This is a genomic window from Nocardioides sp. NPDC058538 (assembly GCF_042719275.1).
GTDB lineage: Bacteria > Actinomycetota > Actinomycetes > Propionibacteriales > Nocardioidaceae > Nocardioides.
Map to the genome: position 1 here is coordinate 1 of NZ_JBHXNY010000057.1, position 18,720 is coordinate 18,720.

The window sequence follows — 18,720 nt, forward strand, 5'->3', positions numbered from 1 at the left end:
GGGCTCCGCCCGGCCGACACCGACGCCAGCAACTCAAAGCGCGACAGCCACCAGGTGCCCGGGATGTCACAGCCCTCGGCCTCACAGGTCGCTGACCTGAGGAGGAGCGCACGGCGTTGGGCGGCGGTGAAGAAACGTTCCTTGCGCCCGAGATCCAGCACCTCCGAGGCACCCCCAAGGACAGCCGGGATGATATTGGCGGTGCAGGCCAGCCGCCTCGCCTCGGCTGCGCTGATCGGGCTGCCGCCAACGATCTGAGCGATGCCGGCCTCTGTGCGGAGCTGGTCGAGATCGATGGTGACGATCACCGTGGTCGCATCCCCACCGTGGATCGGCAGGCGGGTGGGGTCGATCGCCTCGAGCATCTGGCACAACGCTCGCCCGAGGCGTCGGGCGTAGGGCAGGTAGTCGCCGGTCTCGGTGCGGGTGCCGTCGTCGCGGCGGGGTGAGGCGAACGCTTCCAGGTTGGTGGCCAGCCGGTCGGCTACTGCGTCCGGGATGACCGCGGTGACGCGGGTGGTGCCATCCCCGAGACGCCGCATGGCCAGGCGGGTCTTCTTCCGCGCGTGGGCCTCCTCGGCGGTGAGGCGTTTGGCTTCTTCGGCTTCGGCGATCTCGGGGGCGATGACGTCGAGGATCCGGCGCCCGAGGCGGCGCAGCTGGGTGGGGTCGAACCGGGTCGCGTAGGCGACCAGGGTCTCTTCGGCCTTCGTCTTGATCTCCGGGTCGAGATCTGCGGGGAGCTCGTCGAGGGCGGTCACGATCACCTGTGCCTGGGCCGGGTTGCAGTCCCCGCGGCGCATCGCTTCGGCGACCAGCGCGTAGGAACGGTCCAGGGCCTCGGCGAGGCGGAGGTCGGCGCGGAGGGTCTCGGGGCGCTGGTGGGTGTGGTGATGCAGCCACGCCGCGACATCTCGGGCCCCGGACTCGGCCGTGACGTCGTCAGCGGTAGCGAGTACCCGCAGCTCGAGCTCAGCCAGCTGGGCTTTCGCGCGGGCGATCTCGAGCAGGGTGGTGGCCTTCTGGTCGGTGGCCATGAACGAAGGGTTCGCCGCCGCGACCTGCTCGAGGGAGGCGGTGATCGCGACCACGGCCCCGAGCACGGGGTGTTGGGGCTGTTGCAGCGTGGTCATCACGGTCACCTCCCGACGTACGAACTCTCCACACCCGCTGATGCGAATGTGTTCTGGTTCGCTGGTCTCGGAGGCCCGGAGTACGGGCTATTACTTACCCTCGCAGCTCGGCGGTCACGCCCCTGGTTCCCCTGGATTACCCCATGCCCGTTGTGTCTCGGGCAGATAGGGCACGCCTCTTTCGAGGTGGTCGGCCTTCACGTTTACGCCTGTTCCGAGCCTACCACACAACGCAAAACAATCGAACCCAATCAGGGACAGATATCCCCACGAAACCCGGACCGCTGCTGGAAGCCCGCAAGACAGGTAATGGCACCCCGCCCAGGCACCCTGCTTCTAAATCTCCCAACCCAGGCACCCGTATTGGCCCCACCCACGCTGGAACTCAGGCACAAGGCGCACCCGCAGCCGAAGCCGAAGCCCGCTACCCTTGATGACCGATGACCATGACCGAGATCGGCGCAGCCTACGACGGCCGCGCAGCCGAGTACATCGACCTGTTCGGAACGATTGACCAGCTCGCCGAGCACGACCGCGAGACGATCACCACCTGGCGAGAAACCACGACCGGCCGCCTGCTAGATGCCGGCTGCGGCCCCGGGCTATGGAGCCATGAGCTCACGACGAGCGGCGTACGAGATGTGCTCGGCATCGATGCCTCGGCCGAGTTCGTCGCCGCCGCTCGAGCTCGGTACTCAGACATCAGCTTCGAGCGAGCGGATCTCGCCGCGCTCCCGCTGAGGGCCAGGTCGATCGGCGGCATTCTGGCGTGGTACTCGATCATCCACACCCCACCCGCCGACCTCCCCGCGATCTTCGACGAGTTCGCTCGCGTGCTCACACCCGGCGGGTCGATGCTGATCGGCTTCTTCGACGGCGAGCCCGGCGAGGCGTTCGACCATGCGGTGCACACGGCGTACTACTGGTCCGCCGAGGCACTGGCAGACCTGCTCGCGCCGCACGGGTTCACGGTCGGGCAGGCATCAGCCCGGCGGGACCCAGGCGCGCGTCGCCGTCAGGGTGATCTGGTGGCGACGCGCACCGAGTGACGAGCCCGTGAGCGTCAGTAGTGGCGCACGCAGTCGCGCAGGGCGAGCGCGGTCTCCATGGCCGCCGCCGCGGCCTCGTACCCCTTGTCCTCGCTGGACCCCTCGAGCCCGGCGCGGTCGAGCGCCTGCTCCTCGTTGTCGCAGGTCAGCAGGCCGAAGCCGACGGGGATGAGATGGTCGATCGCGATCCGGTTCAGACCATCGGTGGCGGCCGAGCAGACGTAGTCGAAGTGCGGGGTGCCGCCGCGGATGACCACGCCGAGCGCGACGATGGCGTCGTAGCCAGACTTGGCGAGCGCGGCGGCGGCGACCGGGAGCTCGAAGGCGCCCGGGACCCGGACGACCGTCAGGCCACCGACGGCGGCGTCCTTCAGTGCTCGCTCGGCGCCGTTCAGCAGGCCGGCCATCACCTCGTCGTGCCAGCGCGCGGCCACGACGGCGACCCGCAGGTCGCTCGCGTCGACGACCTCGGGGGCGGGGGCACCTTTGCCACTCATCGGTTCTCCTCAGACAGATCGGGCAGCGCGTGACCCATCCGGTCACGCTTGGTCAGCAGGTAGGCGAGGTTGTGCTCGTTGGGTCGCGGGGTGAGCGGGACCCGCTCGGCGACCTCGACACCGTACGCCTCGAGGTGGCTCACCTTCTCAGGGTTGTTGGTCATCAGGCGTACCGAGTCGACCTTGAGGTCGCGCAGGATCTGCGAGGCGGCGCCGTAGTGTCGCGCGTCGGCGGGCAGGCCGAGATCGAGGTTGGCGTCGACGGTGTCGCGTCCGCCGTCCTGCAGCTGGTAGGCCTGCAGCTTGGCGAGCAGCCCGATCCCGCGGCCCTCGTGGCCGCGCAGGTAGACAACCACGCCGCAGCCCTCCGCCGCGATCCGCGAGAGAGCCTCCCGCAGCTGCGGCCCGCAGTCGCAGCGCCGCGACCCGAACACGTCCCCGGTCAGGCACTCCGAGTGCACCCGGGCCAGGACCGGATCGCACCCGGCCACGTCGCCGTGGACGAGCGCAACGTGCTCGACCCCGTCGTCGGTGGTGCGGTAGCCGTAGGCGGTGAACTCACCGAACTCGGTGGGCAGCCTCGTCACCGCGCGACGCTCGACCAGCACCTCCGTACGCCGCCGATAGGTGACCAGGTCGGCGATCGAGATCATCGCGAGACCGTGCTCGTCGGCGAACTCCCGAAGCTGCGGGGCGCGCTGCATGGTGCCGTCGTCGTTGACGAGCTCGACCAGCGCACCGGCGGGCTCCAGACCGGCCAGGCGGGTCAGGTCGACCGCGGCCTCGGTGTGGCCGACCCGGACCAGCACTCCCCCATCGCGTGCCCGCAGCGGGAAGACGTGGCCGGGCCGGGTCAGGTCCCCGGCCACCGACGACGGACCGGCGAGCAGCCGGGTCGTGAGCGCCCGGTCGGCGGCCGAGATGCCGGTCGAGACGCCCTCGCGGGCGTCCACCGAGACCGCGTACGCCGTCTGCTTGCGGTCCTCGTTGACACGAGTCATCGGCGGCAGGTCGAGGGCGTCGAGCCGCTCCCCCGGCAGCGCCACGCAGATCACGCCGGAGGACCAGCGGATCGCGAACGCCATCACCTCGGGGGTCGCCAGCTCGGCGGAGAAGATCAGATCTCCCTCGTTCTCCCGGTCCTCGTCGTCGACGACCACGACCGGCTTGCCGGCCGCCAGGTCGGCGATCGCGTTCTCGACGGGATCCAGCCGGACCCCCACGTACTGCTCGGTGCTGTTCTCGATACTGCTGTGCTCGATCTTCACGGCCGAACCCCTCCCAGAAGCTTCTCGACGTGCTTGGCGATGATGTCGGTCTCGAGGTTGACCTCGTCGCCGACGGCCCGGAACCCCAGGGACGTACGCGCCAGGGTCTCGGGGATGAGGCTCACCGTGAAGGTGTCATCGCTCACGGAGACGACGGTGAGGCTGATCCCGTCGACCGCGATCGAGCCCTTCTCGACGACATAGCGAGCCAACTCGGTGTCGAGGGAGATCGTGACGACCTCCCAGTGCTCGCTGGGCTCACGCGAGACGACGCGCCCGACGCCGTCGACGTGCCCTTGCACGATGTGGCCACCGAGCCGCGTGCTCGGAGTGACCGCACGCTCCAGGTTGACCTGGTCGCCGACCGAGAGCGCGTGCAGGCTGGTGCGCTTGAGCGTCTCCAGCATCACGTCGGCGGTCCACTCGTTCTCCCCGAGCGTGGCGACCGTCAGGCAGCAGCCGTTGACCGCGATGGAGGCTCCCAGCTCGGCGTCCGACAGCACGGTCGCGGCGGAGATGGTCAGGCGTACGGCGTCGCCCTGGTCCTCGATCCCGGCGACGGTGCCGAGCTCCTCAACAATCCCGGTGAACATCACTGCTCCCCTTTCTGTGGTTCCAAGATGAGTCGTACGTTCGGCTCCTCGCCGGGCGCGGCCGGTGCGAGCACGTCGACGGAACGCACCCGTGGGCGGAACGCGTCGGCGATGGTGGTGATCCCGAGGTCGGCGACGGCCGAGCGGCCGGCACCGAGCAGGAACGGGGCGACGTAGACGACGATCTCGTCCACGAGGCCGGCCTCCAGGAAGGCCGCGGCCAGCGTGGGCCCGCCCTCGAGAAAGACATGGCGGCGCTCCCGCTCCCACAAGGTGGCCAGCGCAGCGTGCGGGTCGCGGGTGCGCAGATGAAGCGAAGGGGCCTGAGCGTCGAAGATTCGGCGCTCGGCCGGAAGGTCGCGCTCCCCCATGACGGCCCGCAGAGGCTGTACGCCGACCGGCCGATCCTCCAGGTCACGGACCGTCAGCGCGGGGTCGTCGACCGCGACCGTGTTGGTCCCGACCAGCATCGTGTCGGACAGCGCGCGCAGCTTGTGGGTGTCGAGCCGCGCGGCGCGCGAGGAGACCCAGCGGGAGGTGCCGTCGGCGGCGGCGCTGCGCCCGTCGAGCGTGGTGGCGAACTTCCAGGTGACGTAGGGGCGCTGCAGCTCGGCCGCACGGGTCCAGACCCGGTTGAGATCACGGGACTCCGCTGCGTACAAGCCCTGCTCGACCTCGATGCCGGCCTGCTTGAGCGCGGCGGCGCCGCCGGCGGCGACCGGGTTGGGGTCGGACTGGGCGTAGACGACACGGGCGACGCCGGCCTCGATCAGCGCCTGCGAGCAGGGGCCGGTGCGGCCGGTGTGGTTGCACGGCTCGAGCGTGACGACTGCGGTCGCTCCCCGAGCGGCCTCCCCGGCGCCGGCCAGCGCATCGACCTCGGCGTGAGGCGTGCCGGGCCCGCGGTGGTAGCCCTCGCCGACCATCGACCCGTCTGGCGCCAGGAGTACGCAGCCCACCCGCGGGTTCGGATAGATGGCAGGTCCCGGGGTGCCGATCGCAGCGGCCAGCTCCAGGGCGCGACGCATCGCTCCCGGCTCCGGGTCACGCTGGTCCAAGCACTTCATCTGATCCCCTCTGGTCCGTCTCACGGACTCCGGGGTCAGGCCGAGACATCGCGCCGCTCCCCGTGGATTCAGGGCGGTCACGACGAATCGGGCTGCGTGCGTCTTCCCATCCGGACTTTAACCGTCGGTCCAAGATTCTCACTTGGTCAACCGATGACTGGCTGTCATCGGGTCGCGGACTTCTGGACCTGAATCCAGTCACCGCCGGCTCGGAATTTCACCGACCCCAGAGCACGCGAGCACAAGCTCGTCTTCAACCAGTGTGCCACACACGTGGCACGGACCTGGATCAGGCGTCGACTGCTGAGACGGCCTTGTCGCGCAGCGCGTTGACCATCGCGTCCGGGTCGGTCGCCGAGTAGACGGCGGAGCCGGCGACGAAGACGTCGGCCCCCGCCTCGGCGCAGCGCTCGATGGTCTCGAGCGAGACCCCGCCGTCGACCTGCAGCCAGGTCTCGACACCGTGCTTGTCCATCAGCGAACGGGTCCGGCGGATCTTGGGCAGCACCAGATCGAGGAACTTCTGCCCGCCGAAACCGGGCTCGACGGTCATGAGCAGCACCATGTCGAGCTCGGCCAGCATGTCCTCGTAGGGCTCGATCGGGGTGGCCGGCTTGAGCGCCATCGAGGCGCGGGCGCCCTTGGCGCGGATCTCGCGGGCCAACCGGACCGGGGCCTTGGTGGCCTCGACGTGGAAGGTCACCGAGCCGCAGCCGGCCTCGACGTAGGCCGGGGCCTCACGGTCGGCGTTCTCGATCATCAGATGGGCATCGAGCGGCACGGACGTGGACCGCGCGATCGCCTCGACCATCGCCGGCCCGAAGGTGAGGTTGGGCACGAAATGGTTGTCCATCACGTCGACATGGATCCAGTCGGCGCTGGGGATCCGGGCCACTTCCGCCCCGAGGGCTGCGAAGTCGGCGTTGAGAATGGACGGAGTGATCTGCATGGACACGAATGGAACCTTAGTAGGTCTCGGTCGGGTCCTCCGGCGGCCGGCGCCCGCGCATCCTTCGAGCGGCCGCCGGGGCCGGAGTCACAGGACGGGCCGCGCCGTGCGATGGCGCTGGACGGCGGTCGCGATCGCCGCGCCGATCACCAGCGCGGCGAGGACGGCGAGGGCGAGCAGCGACCACTGCAGGGCGGAGACCGCCGTGTCAGTGACCGGCTGGGCCGGCGCAGTGCCGGGCGTCGGGGGAACATCCCCCGCTCCGCCCGTTTGCGGGTCAGGGTACTTCGCCGCTGCTTGGCCGGCGACGACGAGCAGGATGCCCAAGGCCGTCGCGATGCTGGCAGCGAGTCGGGCGAACGGACGAGTCAAACAGTTCATGGCGACCTCCGTGGCCGGTGTGGGTGGTGATCCCCACGGTCCACCTCCCCGGCGCCCGACGGAACTAGACGTACCGCGCACGAGATTGTGCGTACGCCGTTCCGCGTATGTCCAGATCGATCTTCCGGTCCTAGACTTGGGCACAGGCCGAGGGGGCGAGCGCATGACAGGTCGCTGGGTGCTGACTGACGACGACGTCCGAGCGCTGCTCGCGGTCCTCGAACGTTGCGAGGTGACCGAGAGCGGCGACATCTTCTATCCCCAAGTGCTCGCGGGACTGCGTGAGCTGATCCCCTGCGACGACATGACGTTCCAGCTCATGGAGGTCAGCGAGCAGCGGGTGCACCTCCTGGAGGCTCTCGATCACGGTGTAGACCGCGAGGTGTCCTGCGACGACGAAGAGTACGACCAACTGTTCTGGCAGGAGTTCTGGAACTACGGAGGCTGCGCGGGCCCGGTGCTGACCGGCGACTACACGACGGTCTTGCGCGACTCCGACCTGTGGACCGAGCGGGCCTATGCAAACACGCCGATGGGCTCGTTCCTCGCCGCTTCGGGAATCCACCAGCACAAAGTGCTCGTACCGATGGCGCCGTACGGTCCGCTGGACCGGCGACTACTGCTGTTCCGCGACGACGGTCCGGACTTCACAGAGCGTGAGGTGGACATGCTGCGGCTGGTCCGGCCTCATCTGGCAGAGCTGCACGCACGCCGAGACCGCGAGCTGCGGGGCGAGCCGAACCTGACGCCGCGTCAATGGGAGATCCTGCGCCGCGTCGCCACCGGGGCGAGCAACATCCAGATCGCCAGGTCGCTCGGTCTCTCCGACGCGACGGTGCGCAAGCACCTGGAGAACATCTTCCTCCGGCTCCACGTCATGAGCCGGACCGAGGCGCTCGCCCACGTACGCCCGTTTCTCGACGCAGCCTGATCTGCGTCCACGATCGCATCCTCGGCGCCGGAAGCCGACTGGCTAGGTCGTGGTGGGCCGAGCGCTGCTCCGCCGCGGTCGGCTCGCACCGCGGACGCTCGATGTGATCTACAGACCGGCCAGGTCGGCGTACGTCAGTCCCTCGAGCGTGTCGCGGAAGACCCGGCGCTCCCCGGGGGCGACGGGGACGTGGTTCTCGACCACGAGGACGGTGCAGCCGGCGGCCTCGGCGGAGCGCGCTCCGGTGTTGGAGTCCTCCACCGCGATGGTGTCCTCGGCCGCGACACCGAGGGCGGCGGCCGCGGTGAGGTAGGGCTCGGGGTGGGGTTTACCGTTGCGGACCATGTCGCCGGTGACGATCACCTTGAAGGTTCCCTCCGGAAGCTCCTGGAGGATGGGGCCGACGAACCGGGCGTACGACATCGTCACCAGCGCGCAAGGCACGCCCTGCTCGAACAGGTCGGTGAGCAGCTCGCGAGCACCCGGTCGCCACGGGACCTCACGCTCGACCTGCTCGACGACGCCGTCGAGGAGCATCTCGACGATCTCCTCGGGCTCGTGAGGAAGGCCCATCCCCTCCTTGACCAGGCGCGCCGACTCGATCAGCGCGTTGCCGACCAGCTCCATCGCCTGCTCCTCGGACCAGGTCGCCCCGAAACGCTCGGCGATGGCGTACTCCGCCGCGATCCAGTAGGGCTCGGTGTCGACCAGGGTGCCGTCCATGTCCATCAGGATCGCGGCCGGGAAGCGCCCGGACGAGCTGCTCTGTGCCTGGTTGGTGTTCAGCGGAGCCTCCGTGGAGCGAGATCGGGTCGCGTGCGCGGGATCAACCTTAGGCCTGCCCGGTGGAGTGGCGTCAGAGCAGGTCGGCGATCAGCCCGGCGGCGCGGTCGGCGCCGTCGGTCTCGACCGGTCGACTGCGGCGCTCGCGGCCGATCTCGTCGGCGATCGCTCGCGCGAGCGTGTCGGGGGTGACATCGTCGTACTCGAGACAGCGGCCGGCGCCGTACTGCTCGAGCCGGTGGCGTACGTGGATGTTCTGCTCGAAGTGGTGGCGCAACGGCACATAGATGAACGGCGTGCCGGCGGCGGTCAGCTCCATCGTGGTGGTCAGCCCGCCCTGCACCACGGCAAGGTCGCAGGCGCCGAGCAGCCGGTAGAGGTCGGGGACGAAGCCGAGCACCTCGAGTCCGGGGCGCGCTCGGACGACCCCGGTGTCCAGGCGAGGGCCCGTCACGACGATCATCCGTAGGTCCGGCACAGCTGCGCGGGCGGCGTCGTACGCGTCCTCCACGCGGCGGAGCAGGTGGCGGCCGACACCGGACCCGCCGACGGTGACCGCGCAGACCCGCTCGTCAGGTCGCCAGCCGAGCTCCTGTCGCTGCCGTGCCCTGTCCGCGATCGAGCCCGGGTCGATGCCGGTGATGTAGCCGCTGAAGTCGTAGTGCTGCCGGGTCCAGGCGGAGATCTCGGGCAGGTCGTCGCCGAAGCGCCCGGGCACGACGTCTGTCCGGTTGCCGACGAAGATCGCCCGGTCGCGAAGACGGGGATGGCGCTCGACGTGCTCGAGCATCTCGGCGTTGTGGTCGGCGGTGACGAACCGTGCCCGCTCGTCGTCGTCGGGCATCGGGAGGAAGCCGACGAAGTCGGTGAGCCACGCGTAGCCGAAGCGCTTCAGCTCGGGGTTCTCGTGCAGGAAGTGGTCGACGTCCCACGCCTCGTCGCCGACGACGAGGTCGTAGTGCTCGTCGCGGACGATGTCGTCGAAGACCATGAAGTTGTTGACGAGGACCTCGTCCATGCGTCGCATCGCCTCGAAGACGTGCAGGTCGTGCTCGCCCGACTCCTCCTCGATGTGGCGCGACTCGTTGGCGAGCCACCTGCTGGCCGGGTGGACCCGCTCGCCGGCCGCCTCGAGGACCCGAGTCACCGGGTGCTGGGCGAGCCAGTCGACCTGGACGTCCTCGTGGCGCTCCCGGAGCGCCTGCGCGATCGCGAGGTCGCGGCGGGCGTGACCCAGCCCGATCGGCGAGGAGAGATAGAGGACCTTCTTCGGCCGGTGGGACGCGCGACCCCAGGTGCGGCTCACCGGCGGCGAGGGGTGGACCGCGTCCGCGAAGTCCTTGATCAGGTGATTGATCTTGACCGGGTCGCGGCCCACCGGGCCGTGCCCGCTGCCCTCGAGCAGCACCAGCGACCCTCCGGTGAGCTCGACGAGGCGCTCGCTGATCGCGACCGGTCGGATCTGGTCGTCGGTCCCGTGGATCGCGAGGACCGGGCACCGTACGCGGCCGCAGATCTCCTCGACCGAGGCGCACACCACCCCGTCGCACCCGAGCCGTGCCGCGGTGGAGTCGGCGACGACCTGGGGCGTCGTCTCGTGCGCCCAGGCGATGCAGTCCTCGATCTGCTTGGTCGAGTGCGGCTCGGGGAACATCTTGGCGAAGAAGAACTCGAGGAAGTCGTCGTAGCCGCCCTCGAGCCAGTGGTTGCGGTTGTACTTCGCCCATCCGTCGGTGGTCTCGAGGCGGGCGTCCCAGACGAAGGCGTCCCGCTCCTGGACGATCGGGAACCCGCAGGCCGCCCCGATCGCAACCAGTCCGGCCACCCGGCCCGGGTGGTCCGCGGCCAGGTGCAGGCTCCACGCGACCCCGCACGACAGCCCGACGACGACGGCGCGATCGGTGTCGGTGGCGTCGAGGACCGCGAGGGCGTCCGCGGCGTAGGCCTCGTTCGTGTACGCCGCGGCGCCCTCCGGCCGGTCGGACCGGCCGTTGCCACGGCCGTCGAAGGTCACGACCCGGAAGTGCCGAGCCAGGTAGCCGACCTGCGCCTTCCAGAACCGGGAGTGGATGATCGTCCATGTCGGCATCAGCAGGATGGTGCGGTCGCCCGAGCCCGCCGCCGCGCCATAGACCTCGTAGTGGACCTTGACGCCGTCGGTCGCCACGTAGCCCTCGGCGTCGGGCTCGCGTGCCCTCATGGTCCCAGTGTCCCCCGGTCGGGCCCGGTCGCGCCGGACTTCTGCCGGGGGACGAAGCGCGGGAGCCGTGTGGGTCACGGCCGGACCTCGTAGACGCGGTTGAACGGAGTCTCGGACACGCCCTCGAACCGGTTGAAGCCGGCCGCGATCGTCACGTCGCGGATCCGGGCCGGGCCGGCCTGGGTGCCCAGTGCGAGCCCGACGTCCTGCGCCAGGGAGCTCGGCGTGCAGAGCAGGGTGGAGAACCCGTAGTAGGCGCGGCCGACGGGGTTGAAGTTGGCCTCGACACGGTCGCCGGCGATGGGCTCGACGACCATCCACGTGCCGTCCTCAGCAAGAGTCTCCCGCACGTGCCGCGCCGCGCCGACCGGATCACCCATGTCGTGGAGGCAGTCGAACATGGTGACCAGGTCGTAGTCGCTGCCGCCGAACATGGAGGCCGGGGCGACCTCGAAGGTCACCCGGTCCGCCACCCCTGCGGCCGCGGCGCGCTCGCGGGCGGTCGCGATCGACGCGTCGTGGTAGTCCCACCCGACGAAGCGGGAGTTGGGGAACGCCTGAGCCATCAGGATCGTCGAGGCGCCGTGACCGCAGCCCACGTCCGCCACCGTCGCTCCGCGCTCGAGCTTCTCCACGACGCCGTCGAGCGCGGGAAGCCACTCGGCGATCAGGTGGGCGTTGTAGCTCGGACGGAAGAACCGCTCGCAGCCGACGTGGACGTCGGTGTCGTGCTCGTGCCATCCGTAGCCGCCGCCGTTGCGCGCGGCCTCGAGGATGTGCGAGGAGTCGTGGACGGTGCCGAGCGCGATCTGGAACATCCCGGGCAGGAAGGCCGGGCTGTCCTCGACGGTCAGCGCCGCCGCGTGCTCCGGCGGCAGCGCGTACCGGCCGGTCGCCGGGTCGTAGGTCACGTAGGAACCGGCGGCCTGGGCGTTGAGCCACTCCCGGGCGTACGGCTCGCCGGTGGCGGTCCGCCCGGCGAGCTCGGCCGGCGTGCTCGGCCCGTTGGCCGCGAGGTCGCGGTAGTAGCCGAGCTTGTCGCCCATCACCACCAGAGCGGCGTTGAGCGTCGCGCCGACCTCGTCCACCGCGCGGAAGACGAAGGCCATCAGCTTGTCCATGTCGATCTCGACCTCGTTCGTGCCCGGGGTCCTGGCGTCATCAGTAGTGGTCATGACGGGAACGCTAGGAACGCTCGGCACGTCTTCGCATCAGGTGCCCCACCTAGTCGTGCGCGGGGTCCCCAACACTAGGTGGACTCAGTTGAATCGCGGGCCGGCACCAGCGCCGGCTCCTAGGCTCACCACGTGCTCATCGGACGGGAGGCGGAGCAGCGGGTCGTGGACCAGCTCTTCGCCGGTGCGAGGATCGGCCGCGGTGGCGCCCTCGCTGTCACCGGCGAGCCCGGGGTCGGCAAGACCGCGCTGATCGACGACGCACTCGATCGTCTGGAGGGCGTTCAGGTCCTTCGCGCGATCGGCACGGAGGCGGAGAAGGATCTCGCGTTCGCCGGGCTCCACCTGCTGCTCCGTCCGGCACTCCATCTCCTCGGCGCACTGCCCGAGCCGCAGGAAACAGCGCTGAGCAGCGCGCTCGCGCTCAGGGCGGGGACCGCCGGCGACCGGTTCGCCATCGGCGCCGCCACCCTCTCCCTGCTGTGTCGGTACGCCGAGCAGTCCCCGATCGCCGTCGTCGTCGACGACCTGCAGTGGCTCGATCGACCGTCGGCCGAGGCCCTCGCCTTCGCCGCCCGCCGGATCGACGCGGACCCGGCGGTCGTCCTGCTCGCCGGCCGATCCGGAGTGTGCGACGACCTCGTCGGCGGCCTCGATGTGCTCGAGCTGCCCGGCCTCGACGCGGCGGCGGCCGGTGACCTCGTGCGTGCGCAGGGGGTCGCGCCACCCACCGACGAGCACGTGGCCCGGCTGTTCGCTGCGACCGGCGGCAACCCTCTCGCCCTCCTCGAGCTCGGCCGCAACATCGACCTCCTCGATGACCGCGCCCCGGGACTCCCGCCCGCGCTGCCTGCCACCCTCACGGCCGCGTTCTCCCGGCGGCTGGCTGAGCTCGACCCGGGAACCCGGACCGCCCTCCTCGCTGCCGTGGTCGCCAACGGCGACCTCCACCACACGGGCGAGGTCTGCAAGCGGCTCGGTCTCGACGTCTCCGGTCTCGGTCCCGCCGAGCGGGCTGGGCTGGTCGTCGTGACAGGCAGCCGCATCGACGTGCGCCATCCGCTCGTGCGCGCGGCCGTCTACACGGAGGCCGACGAGTCTCTGCGTCGGATCGTCCATCTCGCCGTCGCCGACCTGCTGCCCGATGACGCGGAGCGACGGGCGTGGCACCTGGCGGAGGCGACCTGGGGTCCCGACCCGGAGGTGGCGCGCCTGCTCGAGGCCGCCGCCGACAGCGCGAGCGCTCGCACGGCGTACACCGTTGCGAGCACCGCCTACGAGCGGGCGGCGCGGCTGAGCACGGACACCGACCGGTGGCACGTCCTGCTGTGCGCGGCGGCCGAGGCGGCGTGGACCGGAGGGCTCCACGACCGCGCGGTCGCACTGCTCGACGAGATCGAGACCCGGCCCGTCCCGCAGAGCACCCGCTCGCGCACCCTGCGGATCCGCGCCCAGATCGCGGCGCGGAGCGGGTCGGTCGCCGACGCGGTACGCATCCTCGAACGCGCGGCGCCCGACGCTCCCACGCCCGACGACACCGTGCTCCTCCTCGCCGAGGCGCTGCACGCCGCCTACTACCTGGCCGATGCCACGGTCTCGACGCGACTCGCCACGTCGCTGCTGGAGACGGTCGCAGTCGCCGAGTCACCCTGGGCCCACGCCATCGGGATCACCGCGGCGGGGATGGCGAAGGTGCTCAGCGGTGACGGCGGGTTCGAGGAGCTCCAGGTGGCGGTTCCGCTGCTGGCCGCGCACGCCGACCCGGTCGAGCACCCCGAGGCGTTGCCGTGGCTGCTCACGGCACCGTTGTTCTTCCGCGACGCACGGACGGGCGCAGACCTCCGCCGGATCGTCGACGACGTACGTTCTCGCATGGGCGTCGGCCAGCTGCCCAACGTGCTGTTCCATGTCGCCCGCGACCAGGCGACGTCCACATCCTGGTCCCGGGCCGCCGCCAACTACGAGGAGGCGATCCGGCTTGCCCGGGAGACAGGTCAGGGAACGGACCTCGCCATGTCCCTGGCCGGGCTGGCGTGGCTCGAGTCCCGACGAGGTAGGAGCGACGCCTGTCGGGAGCACGCGAGCGAGGCCGTCCGTCTGTGCACCGATCGCGGCATCCGGATGGGCGAGGCGTGGTGCCTCTACGCCGTCGGCGACCTCGAGCTCGCGGAGGGCGACCCCCGAGCCGCCGCGAAGACGTTCCTCGACCTCTCGCGGCGGCTCGACGAATGGGGCATCGCCGATCCCGACCTCTCCCCCGGCGCGGAGCTCGTGGATGCCCTCCTCCGCCTCGGCCGACCCGCGGACGCGGAGGCCGTGGCCCGGCGGTACTCGGCCGCAGCACGTGCGAAGGGTCGGCCCTGGTCGTCGGCGCGGGCACACCGGGCGGAGGGGACCGTGGCGGACGATCAGTCGTTCGACGCGCACTTCGAGGCGGCCATCGAAGGTCATGCGGACACCCGGGACCTCTTCGAGGCCGCGCGGACCCACCTCGCCTACGGCGGCCGGCTCCGGCGCGCGGGGCGCCGCGTCGACGCCCGCGCCCACCTGCGCACCGCTCTCGAGTCCTTCGACGACCTCGGGGCCGACCCGTGGGCCCGGACCACCGCGGCCGAGCTGGAGGCGACGGGCGAGAAGGTGGCGCGACGGGAGGCGTCGGGAGCGGCCTCCCTGACACCGCAGGAGCTGCAGGTGTCGCTGCTCCTCGCCGAGGGCCGCACCACCCGTGAGACCGCGGCCGCGCTCTTCCTCAGCCCGAAGACCGTCGAGTATCACCTGCGCAAGGTCTACACGAAGCTGGACATCCACTCCCGCGCCGAGCTCGCCGCGCAGCTCCTCGACTCCTGACGGTCACCGCTGCCCTGCGGCCACGCGCTCAGCGGACGTACTCCTCGTAGGTCCGCTGACCGCGGAACGGGGCGACGTGCTGGGCGACGATCCCGACGGGCACGGTCTCGCGCTTGAGGACGCCGTACTCCTCGGGCCAGCTGCCGTCGCGCGGCAGCTTGAAGGAGCCCATCAGCATGTCGATCACCGGCAGGTGGATGGCGTAGTTGCGGTCCCAGTAGTCGAGGTGCCGGGCGTGGTGCCAGTGGTGGTAGCGCGGCAGCACGACGAGGTACTCCAGCCAGCCGAACCGGATGCCGAGATTGGCGTGCGCGACGACCGCCTGGATGCCGACCAGCACGGCGTACGCGTTGACGACCGAGGTCGAGAAGCCGAGGAACAGCAGCGGCAGCAGCACGATGCTGCGGGTCAGCACGGTCTCGACGAAGTGGACCCGGGAGCCGGCCAGCCAGTCGAGCTCGGGGCTGGAGTGATGGACCGCGTGGAAGCGCCACAGCACCATGATCCGGTGGTAGCAGCGGTGCAGCACCGCCTGGGCGAGGTCGGCGAGGAAGACGGCGAGCAGGAAGGCGACGACGAACGGCAGGCCGTCGATCCAGGCCTGTACGCCCGGCACCTTCACCGACGAGACCACCAGCGACGTCGAGGTGGTGACCAGGATCAGGATGAGCTGGACCAGCACGTGGCTCATGAAGAAGTAGCAGGCGTCGGTGCGCCAGCCGGGTCGAAAGACCGGCACCGGGCGGCGCGCGAAGGCGTGCTCGAGCGGGATGAAGACGAGCGCGGAGAAGAACAGGGCGAGCACGAACCAGTCGAGGCCGAGCGAGAACGGTGTGTTCTCGACCGAGCCGTCGAACGGGACCTCGGTGCCGCCGAGCAGCACCGCGGCGGTCGCCGTGCCGACACCGATGAACGCCATCCGCTTGTGCTGGTCGCGCAGTACCGCGATCGTGCCGGCGAAGAACGCGGCCGCGAGGCCGACGAGCAGCAGCGTACGCGCGAAGTCCTCGGTGTAGACGGCGCGGAACTCACGGGTGGTCAGCAGCTCCGGGAAGTGGAAGCAGAGCACAGTGGCCAGGCTCAGCACGCCCAGGAAGCACGAGGTGGCGGGGGCGAGCAGGTGGTGTCGGAGCAGGGCGAAGCGCGGGCGCCGGGTGGTGGCTGCGATCTCGGGCATGGCAGCAGTCTGGCCGCCGGACCGGCGGCCGCGCCTGAGCTGACGTACTCAAGTTCGAGCCGGGGCGAGGCCCCTGTTGTCCCTCTCCACCACCGGTGTTGTCTCCGCCGACACGATCGTGCTGCCGGGCCTGTCGCCGCTCGCGGACGGCGCTCGGCGCGATTAACGTCGAGAGCGAGGCGAGGCCGCCCGGCGCGCCCGCGGTCACGACATGCACAGGAGCGCGAGATGGTCGACCAGGACACCTCCGGCGAAGGACCCGTGCCCACGGGTGAGTGGAAGCAGCGCGACTACCATCACCCGGCGGCCGGCTGGGGTGCGGCGACCTCGGTCATGAAGGTCCTCTCCCGCGAGCACGCCATCGCCTCGGGGACCAAGGCGATGTTCAAGATGAACCACGAGAACGACGGGTTCGACTGCCCCGGCTGCGCCTGGCCCGACGACATGAAGGGGCTCAAGCTCGACCTGTGCGAGAACGGGATGAAGCACGTCGTCTGGGAGATGACGAGCAAGCGGGTCGACCGCGACTTCTTCGCCGCGCACACGGTCACCGAGCTGGAGACCTGGTCCGACTTCGAGCTCGAAGACCAGGGCCGACTGACCGAGCCGATGGTCTACGACGAGGCGATCGACCGCTACGTGCCGATCTCCTGGACCGACGCGTTCGCACTCGTCGGCGAGGCGCTGCGCGCCCTGGAATCCCCCGACGAGGCCGCGTTCTACACCTCGGGGCGCCTCGGCAACGAGGCCACGTTCCTCTATCAGCTGTGGGCGCGCGAGTTCGGCACCAACAACCTGCCCGACTGCTCCAACATGTGCCATGAGGCCTCCGGCCGCGCCCTCACCGCCGCGATCGCGACCGGCAAGGGCACCGCGGACCTCAAGGACTGGGAGAGCGCCGAGGCGCTCTTCGTCCTGGGCGTCAACGCGGCCTCCAACGCGCCGCGGATGCTCACCGCGCTGACCGAGGCCTACGACCGCGGAGCCCAGATCGTGCACATCAACCCGCTGGTCGAGGCCGCCGCCCGCAAGGCGATCATCCCGCACGAGTTCGTCGACATGGCCCTCAACAAGGCCACCCGCACCAGCACCCTCAACCTGCAGGTCCGCCCCGGTGGCGACCTGGCGCTGCTGCGCGGGATGGCCAAGGCGCTGCTCGAGGAGCACCGCACCGACCCGAAGGCGCTCGACGTCGAGTTCATCGAGCGCTACACCACGGGATTCTCGGACTATCGGGACCTGGTCGAGTCGACCTCCTGGGACGACCTCACCCGCCAGGCCGGGCTCAGCGAGGCCGACATCCGCAAGGCCGCCGAGGTCTACTCCGCCTCCGACCGCACGCTGATCAGCTGGTGCCTCGGCGTGACCCAGCACGAGCACGGCGTCGACACGGTGCGCGAGATCGTCAACGTCCTCCTGCTGCGCGGCAACCTCGGCCGCGAGGGCGCCGGCCCCTCCCCCGTACGCGGCCACAGCAACGTCCAGGGCAACCGCACCTGCGGCATCGACCACAAGCCGACCGGCGCGTTCCTGGACCGGCTCGAAGAGGTCTGCGGCATCAACCCACCCCGAGAGCGCGGCCTCGACACCGTCGGCGTCATCAGTGCCATGAACGAGGGCCGGGTCAAGGTGTTCGTCGGCATGGGCGGCAACTTCGTCATGGCCGCTCCCGACACCGTCTACACCACCAGCGGGCTGCGCAACTGCGACCTCACCGTCCAGGTGAGCACCAAGCTCAACCGCAGCCACCTGGTCCGCGGCCGCACGGCGCTGATCCTCCCCTGCCTGGGTCGCACCGAGAAGGACCACCAGGCCGGCGGTCTCCAGGAGACCTCCGTCGAGGACTCGATGAGCATGGTCCATCTCTCCCGCGGGATGAAGCGGCCCGCCTCACCCCACCTGCTCTCCGAGCCGGCGATCATCGCCGGGATGGCGCGGGCGACCCTGCCCTCGAGCACGAGCCCGTGGGAGTCCTGGGTCGAGGACTACGACCGGATCCGCGACGTGATGGCCAAGGCCCTGATCGGGTTCGAGGACTTCAACCGTCGGGTCCGGCTCCCGCTGGGCTTCCGGCTCAAGCAGCCCGCCCGCGAGCTGGTCTTCAACACGCCGTCAGGCCGTGCAGAGTTCTCCGCGACGCCGCTGCCCGACGTCATCCCGGCCGACGATGACGTACTCGTGCTCCAGACGATGCGTTCCCACGACCAGTGGAACACCACGATCTACTCCGACGACGACCGCTACCGAGGCATCAAGAACCTGCGTACGTTGATCCTGATGCACGAGGACGACATGCGCTCGCGCGGGATCGCAGAGGGCTCGCTGGTCGACATCGTCGCCACCGCCAAGGACGGCAGCGTCCGGTCGCTCCGTGGCTATCGCGCGCTGCGCTACGACCTGCCGCGCGGCAGCGCCGCGGGCTACATGCCGGAGATGAACGTGCTCATCGGGGCCAGCGACTACAGCCTCCAGAGCGACCAGCCGCTGATGAAGAACGTCAAGGTCCGGGTCACGCCGAGCCGCTGACCCCCGGCCCCGCCGGTCGACCTGACGGCGCCCCCCGCTGTTCGATCTGACACCGCCCCCGCTGGTCGAGCCGCGAGGCCGCCTGCGGCCGAGCGTGTCGAGACCAACACGGTCCCCTCCGCGCTCGAGGGGACCGTGTTGGTC

The 18,720-nt window shown here is 70.4% G+C and carries 15 protein-coding genes and 1 riboswitch; of the genes, 4 read left to right on the plus strand and 11 right to left on the minus strand.

Annotation, left to right across the window (positions count from 1 at the left end):
* On the minus strand, positions 1-1,133 hold a 1,133-nt coding region (locus ACFWQC_RS27270), incomplete at its 3' end, for a DUF222 domain-containing protein (RefSeq protein WP_378685642.1).
* A 440-nt stretch (positions 1,134-1,573) separates the two neighbouring features.
* Between ACFWQC_RS27270 and ACFWQC_RS27275 the strand changes: the two genes are divergently transcribed.
* Positions 1,574-2,182, plus strand: coding sequence for a class I SAM-dependent methyltransferase (locus tag ACFWQC_RS27275; protein WP_378685645.1), 609 nt, complete (start codon positions 1,574-1,576; stop codon positions 2,180-2,182).
* Between the two features lie 14 nt (positions 2,183-2,196).
* Here the strand turns inward: ACFWQC_RS27275 and ribH are convergent, their stop codons facing one another.
* From ribH to ACFWQC_RS27305, 6 genes are all read right to left on the minus strand, one after another.
* A complete protein-coding gene (gene ribH / locus ACFWQC_RS27280) occupies positions 2,197-2,679 on the minus strand; it encodes a 6,7-dimethyl-8-ribityllumazine synthase (RefSeq protein WP_378685647.1) in 483 nt (160 codons plus the stop codon).
* Positions 2,676-3,947, minus strand: a complete 1,272-nt coding sequence (locus ACFWQC_RS27285) for a bifunctional 3,4-dihydroxy-2-butanone-4-phosphate synthase/GTP cyclohydrolase II (protein WP_378685650.1) — start codon at positions 3,945-3,947, stop codon at positions 2,676-2,678. Before ACFWQC_RS27285 ends, ribH begins: the two co-directional genes overlap by 4 nt.
* Complete coding sequence (locus tag ACFWQC_RS27290) at positions 3,944-4,540, minus strand: riboflavin synthase (protein WP_378685653.1); 597 nt, start codon at positions 4,538-4,540, stop codon at positions 3,944-3,946. Before ACFWQC_RS27290 ends, ACFWQC_RS27285 begins: the two co-directional genes overlap by 4 nt.
* On the minus strand, positions 4,540-5,607 hold the full coding sequence (gene ribD, locus ACFWQC_RS27295) for a bifunctional diaminohydroxyphosphoribosylaminopyrimidine deaminase/5-amino-6-(5-phosphoribosylamino)uracil reductase RibD (RefSeq protein ID WP_378685656.1): 1,068 nt from the start codon (positions 5,605-5,607) through the stop codon (positions 4,540-4,542). The genes ACFWQC_RS27290 and ribD overlap by 1 nt, the downstream gene beginning before the upstream one ends.
* Before the next feature lie 92 nt (positions 5,608-5,699).
* Positions 5,700-5,846, minus strand: a riboswitch (FMN riboswitch).
* 50 nt (positions 5,847-5,896) lie between these two features.
* On the minus strand, positions 5,897-6,556 hold the full coding sequence (gene rpe, locus ACFWQC_RS27300; protein ID WP_378685680.1) for a ribulose-phosphate 3-epimerase: 660 nt from the start codon (positions 6,554-6,556) through the stop codon (positions 5,897-5,899).
* 87 nt (positions 6,557-6,643) lie between these two features.
* Positions 6,644-6,937 (minus strand): hypothetical protein, encoded by a 294-nt coding sequence (locus ACFWQC_RS27305; RefSeq protein ID WP_378685659.1) that lies wholly within the window; start codon positions 6,935-6,937, stop codon positions 6,644-6,646.
* Between the two features lie 163 nt (positions 6,938-7,100).
* Between ACFWQC_RS27305 and ACFWQC_RS27310 the strand changes: the two genes are divergently transcribed.
* A complete protein-coding gene (locus ACFWQC_RS27310) occupies positions 7,101-7,868 on the plus strand; it encodes a LuxR C-terminal-related transcriptional regulator (protein WP_378685661.1) in 768 nt (255 codons plus the stop codon).
* Between the two features lie 108 nt (positions 7,869-7,976).
* Here ACFWQC_RS27310 and ACFWQC_RS27315 read toward each other — a convergent pair whose 3' ends face one another.
* From ACFWQC_RS27315 to ACFWQC_RS27325, 3 genes are all read right to left on the minus strand, one after another.
* Positions 7,977-8,597, minus strand: coding sequence for an HAD family hydrolase (locus tag ACFWQC_RS27315; RefSeq protein WP_378685664.1), 621 nt, complete (start codon positions 8,595-8,597; stop codon positions 7,977-7,979).
* Between the two features lie 127 nt (positions 8,598-8,724).
* Positions 8,725-10,851: an alpha/beta fold hydrolase gene (locus ACFWQC_RS27320; RefSeq protein ID WP_378685667.1), complete on the minus strand. Its 2,127-nt coding sequence runs from the start codon at positions 10,849-10,851 to the stop codon at positions 8,725-8,727.
* A 74-nt stretch (positions 10,852-10,925) separates the two neighbouring features.
* Positions 10,926-12,026, minus strand: a complete 1,101-nt coding sequence (locus ACFWQC_RS27325; protein WP_378685669.1) for a class I SAM-dependent methyltransferase — start codon at positions 12,024-12,026, stop codon at positions 10,926-10,928.
* 132 nt (positions 12,027-12,158) lie between these two features.
* Here ACFWQC_RS27325 and ACFWQC_RS27330 point away from each other — a divergent pair, with 132 nt between their 5' ends.
* Positions 12,159-14,873 (plus strand): helix-turn-helix transcriptional regulator, encoded by a 2,715-nt coding sequence (locus ACFWQC_RS27330; RefSeq protein WP_378685672.1) that lies wholly within the window; start codon positions 12,159-12,161, stop codon positions 14,871-14,873.
* Positions 14,874-14,901: 28 nt separating this feature from the next.
* Here ACFWQC_RS27330 and ACFWQC_RS27335 read toward each other — a convergent pair whose 3' ends face one another.
* On the minus strand, positions 14,902-16,050 hold the full coding sequence (locus tag ACFWQC_RS27335) for a sterol desaturase family protein (protein WP_378685674.1): 1,149 nt from the start codon (positions 16,048-16,050) through the stop codon (positions 14,902-14,904).
* A gap of 228 nt (positions 16,051-16,278) precedes the next feature.
* On the opposite strand from ACFWQC_RS27335, the gene ACFWQC_RS27340 reads away from it, so the two are divergent.
* Entirely contained in the window at positions 16,279-18,576 is a 2,298-nt protein-coding gene (locus ACFWQC_RS27340; protein ID WP_378685677.1) for an FdhF/YdeP family oxidoreductase, read from the plus strand.
* The last annotated feature ends 144 nt before the right edge of the window (positions 18,577-18,720 follow it).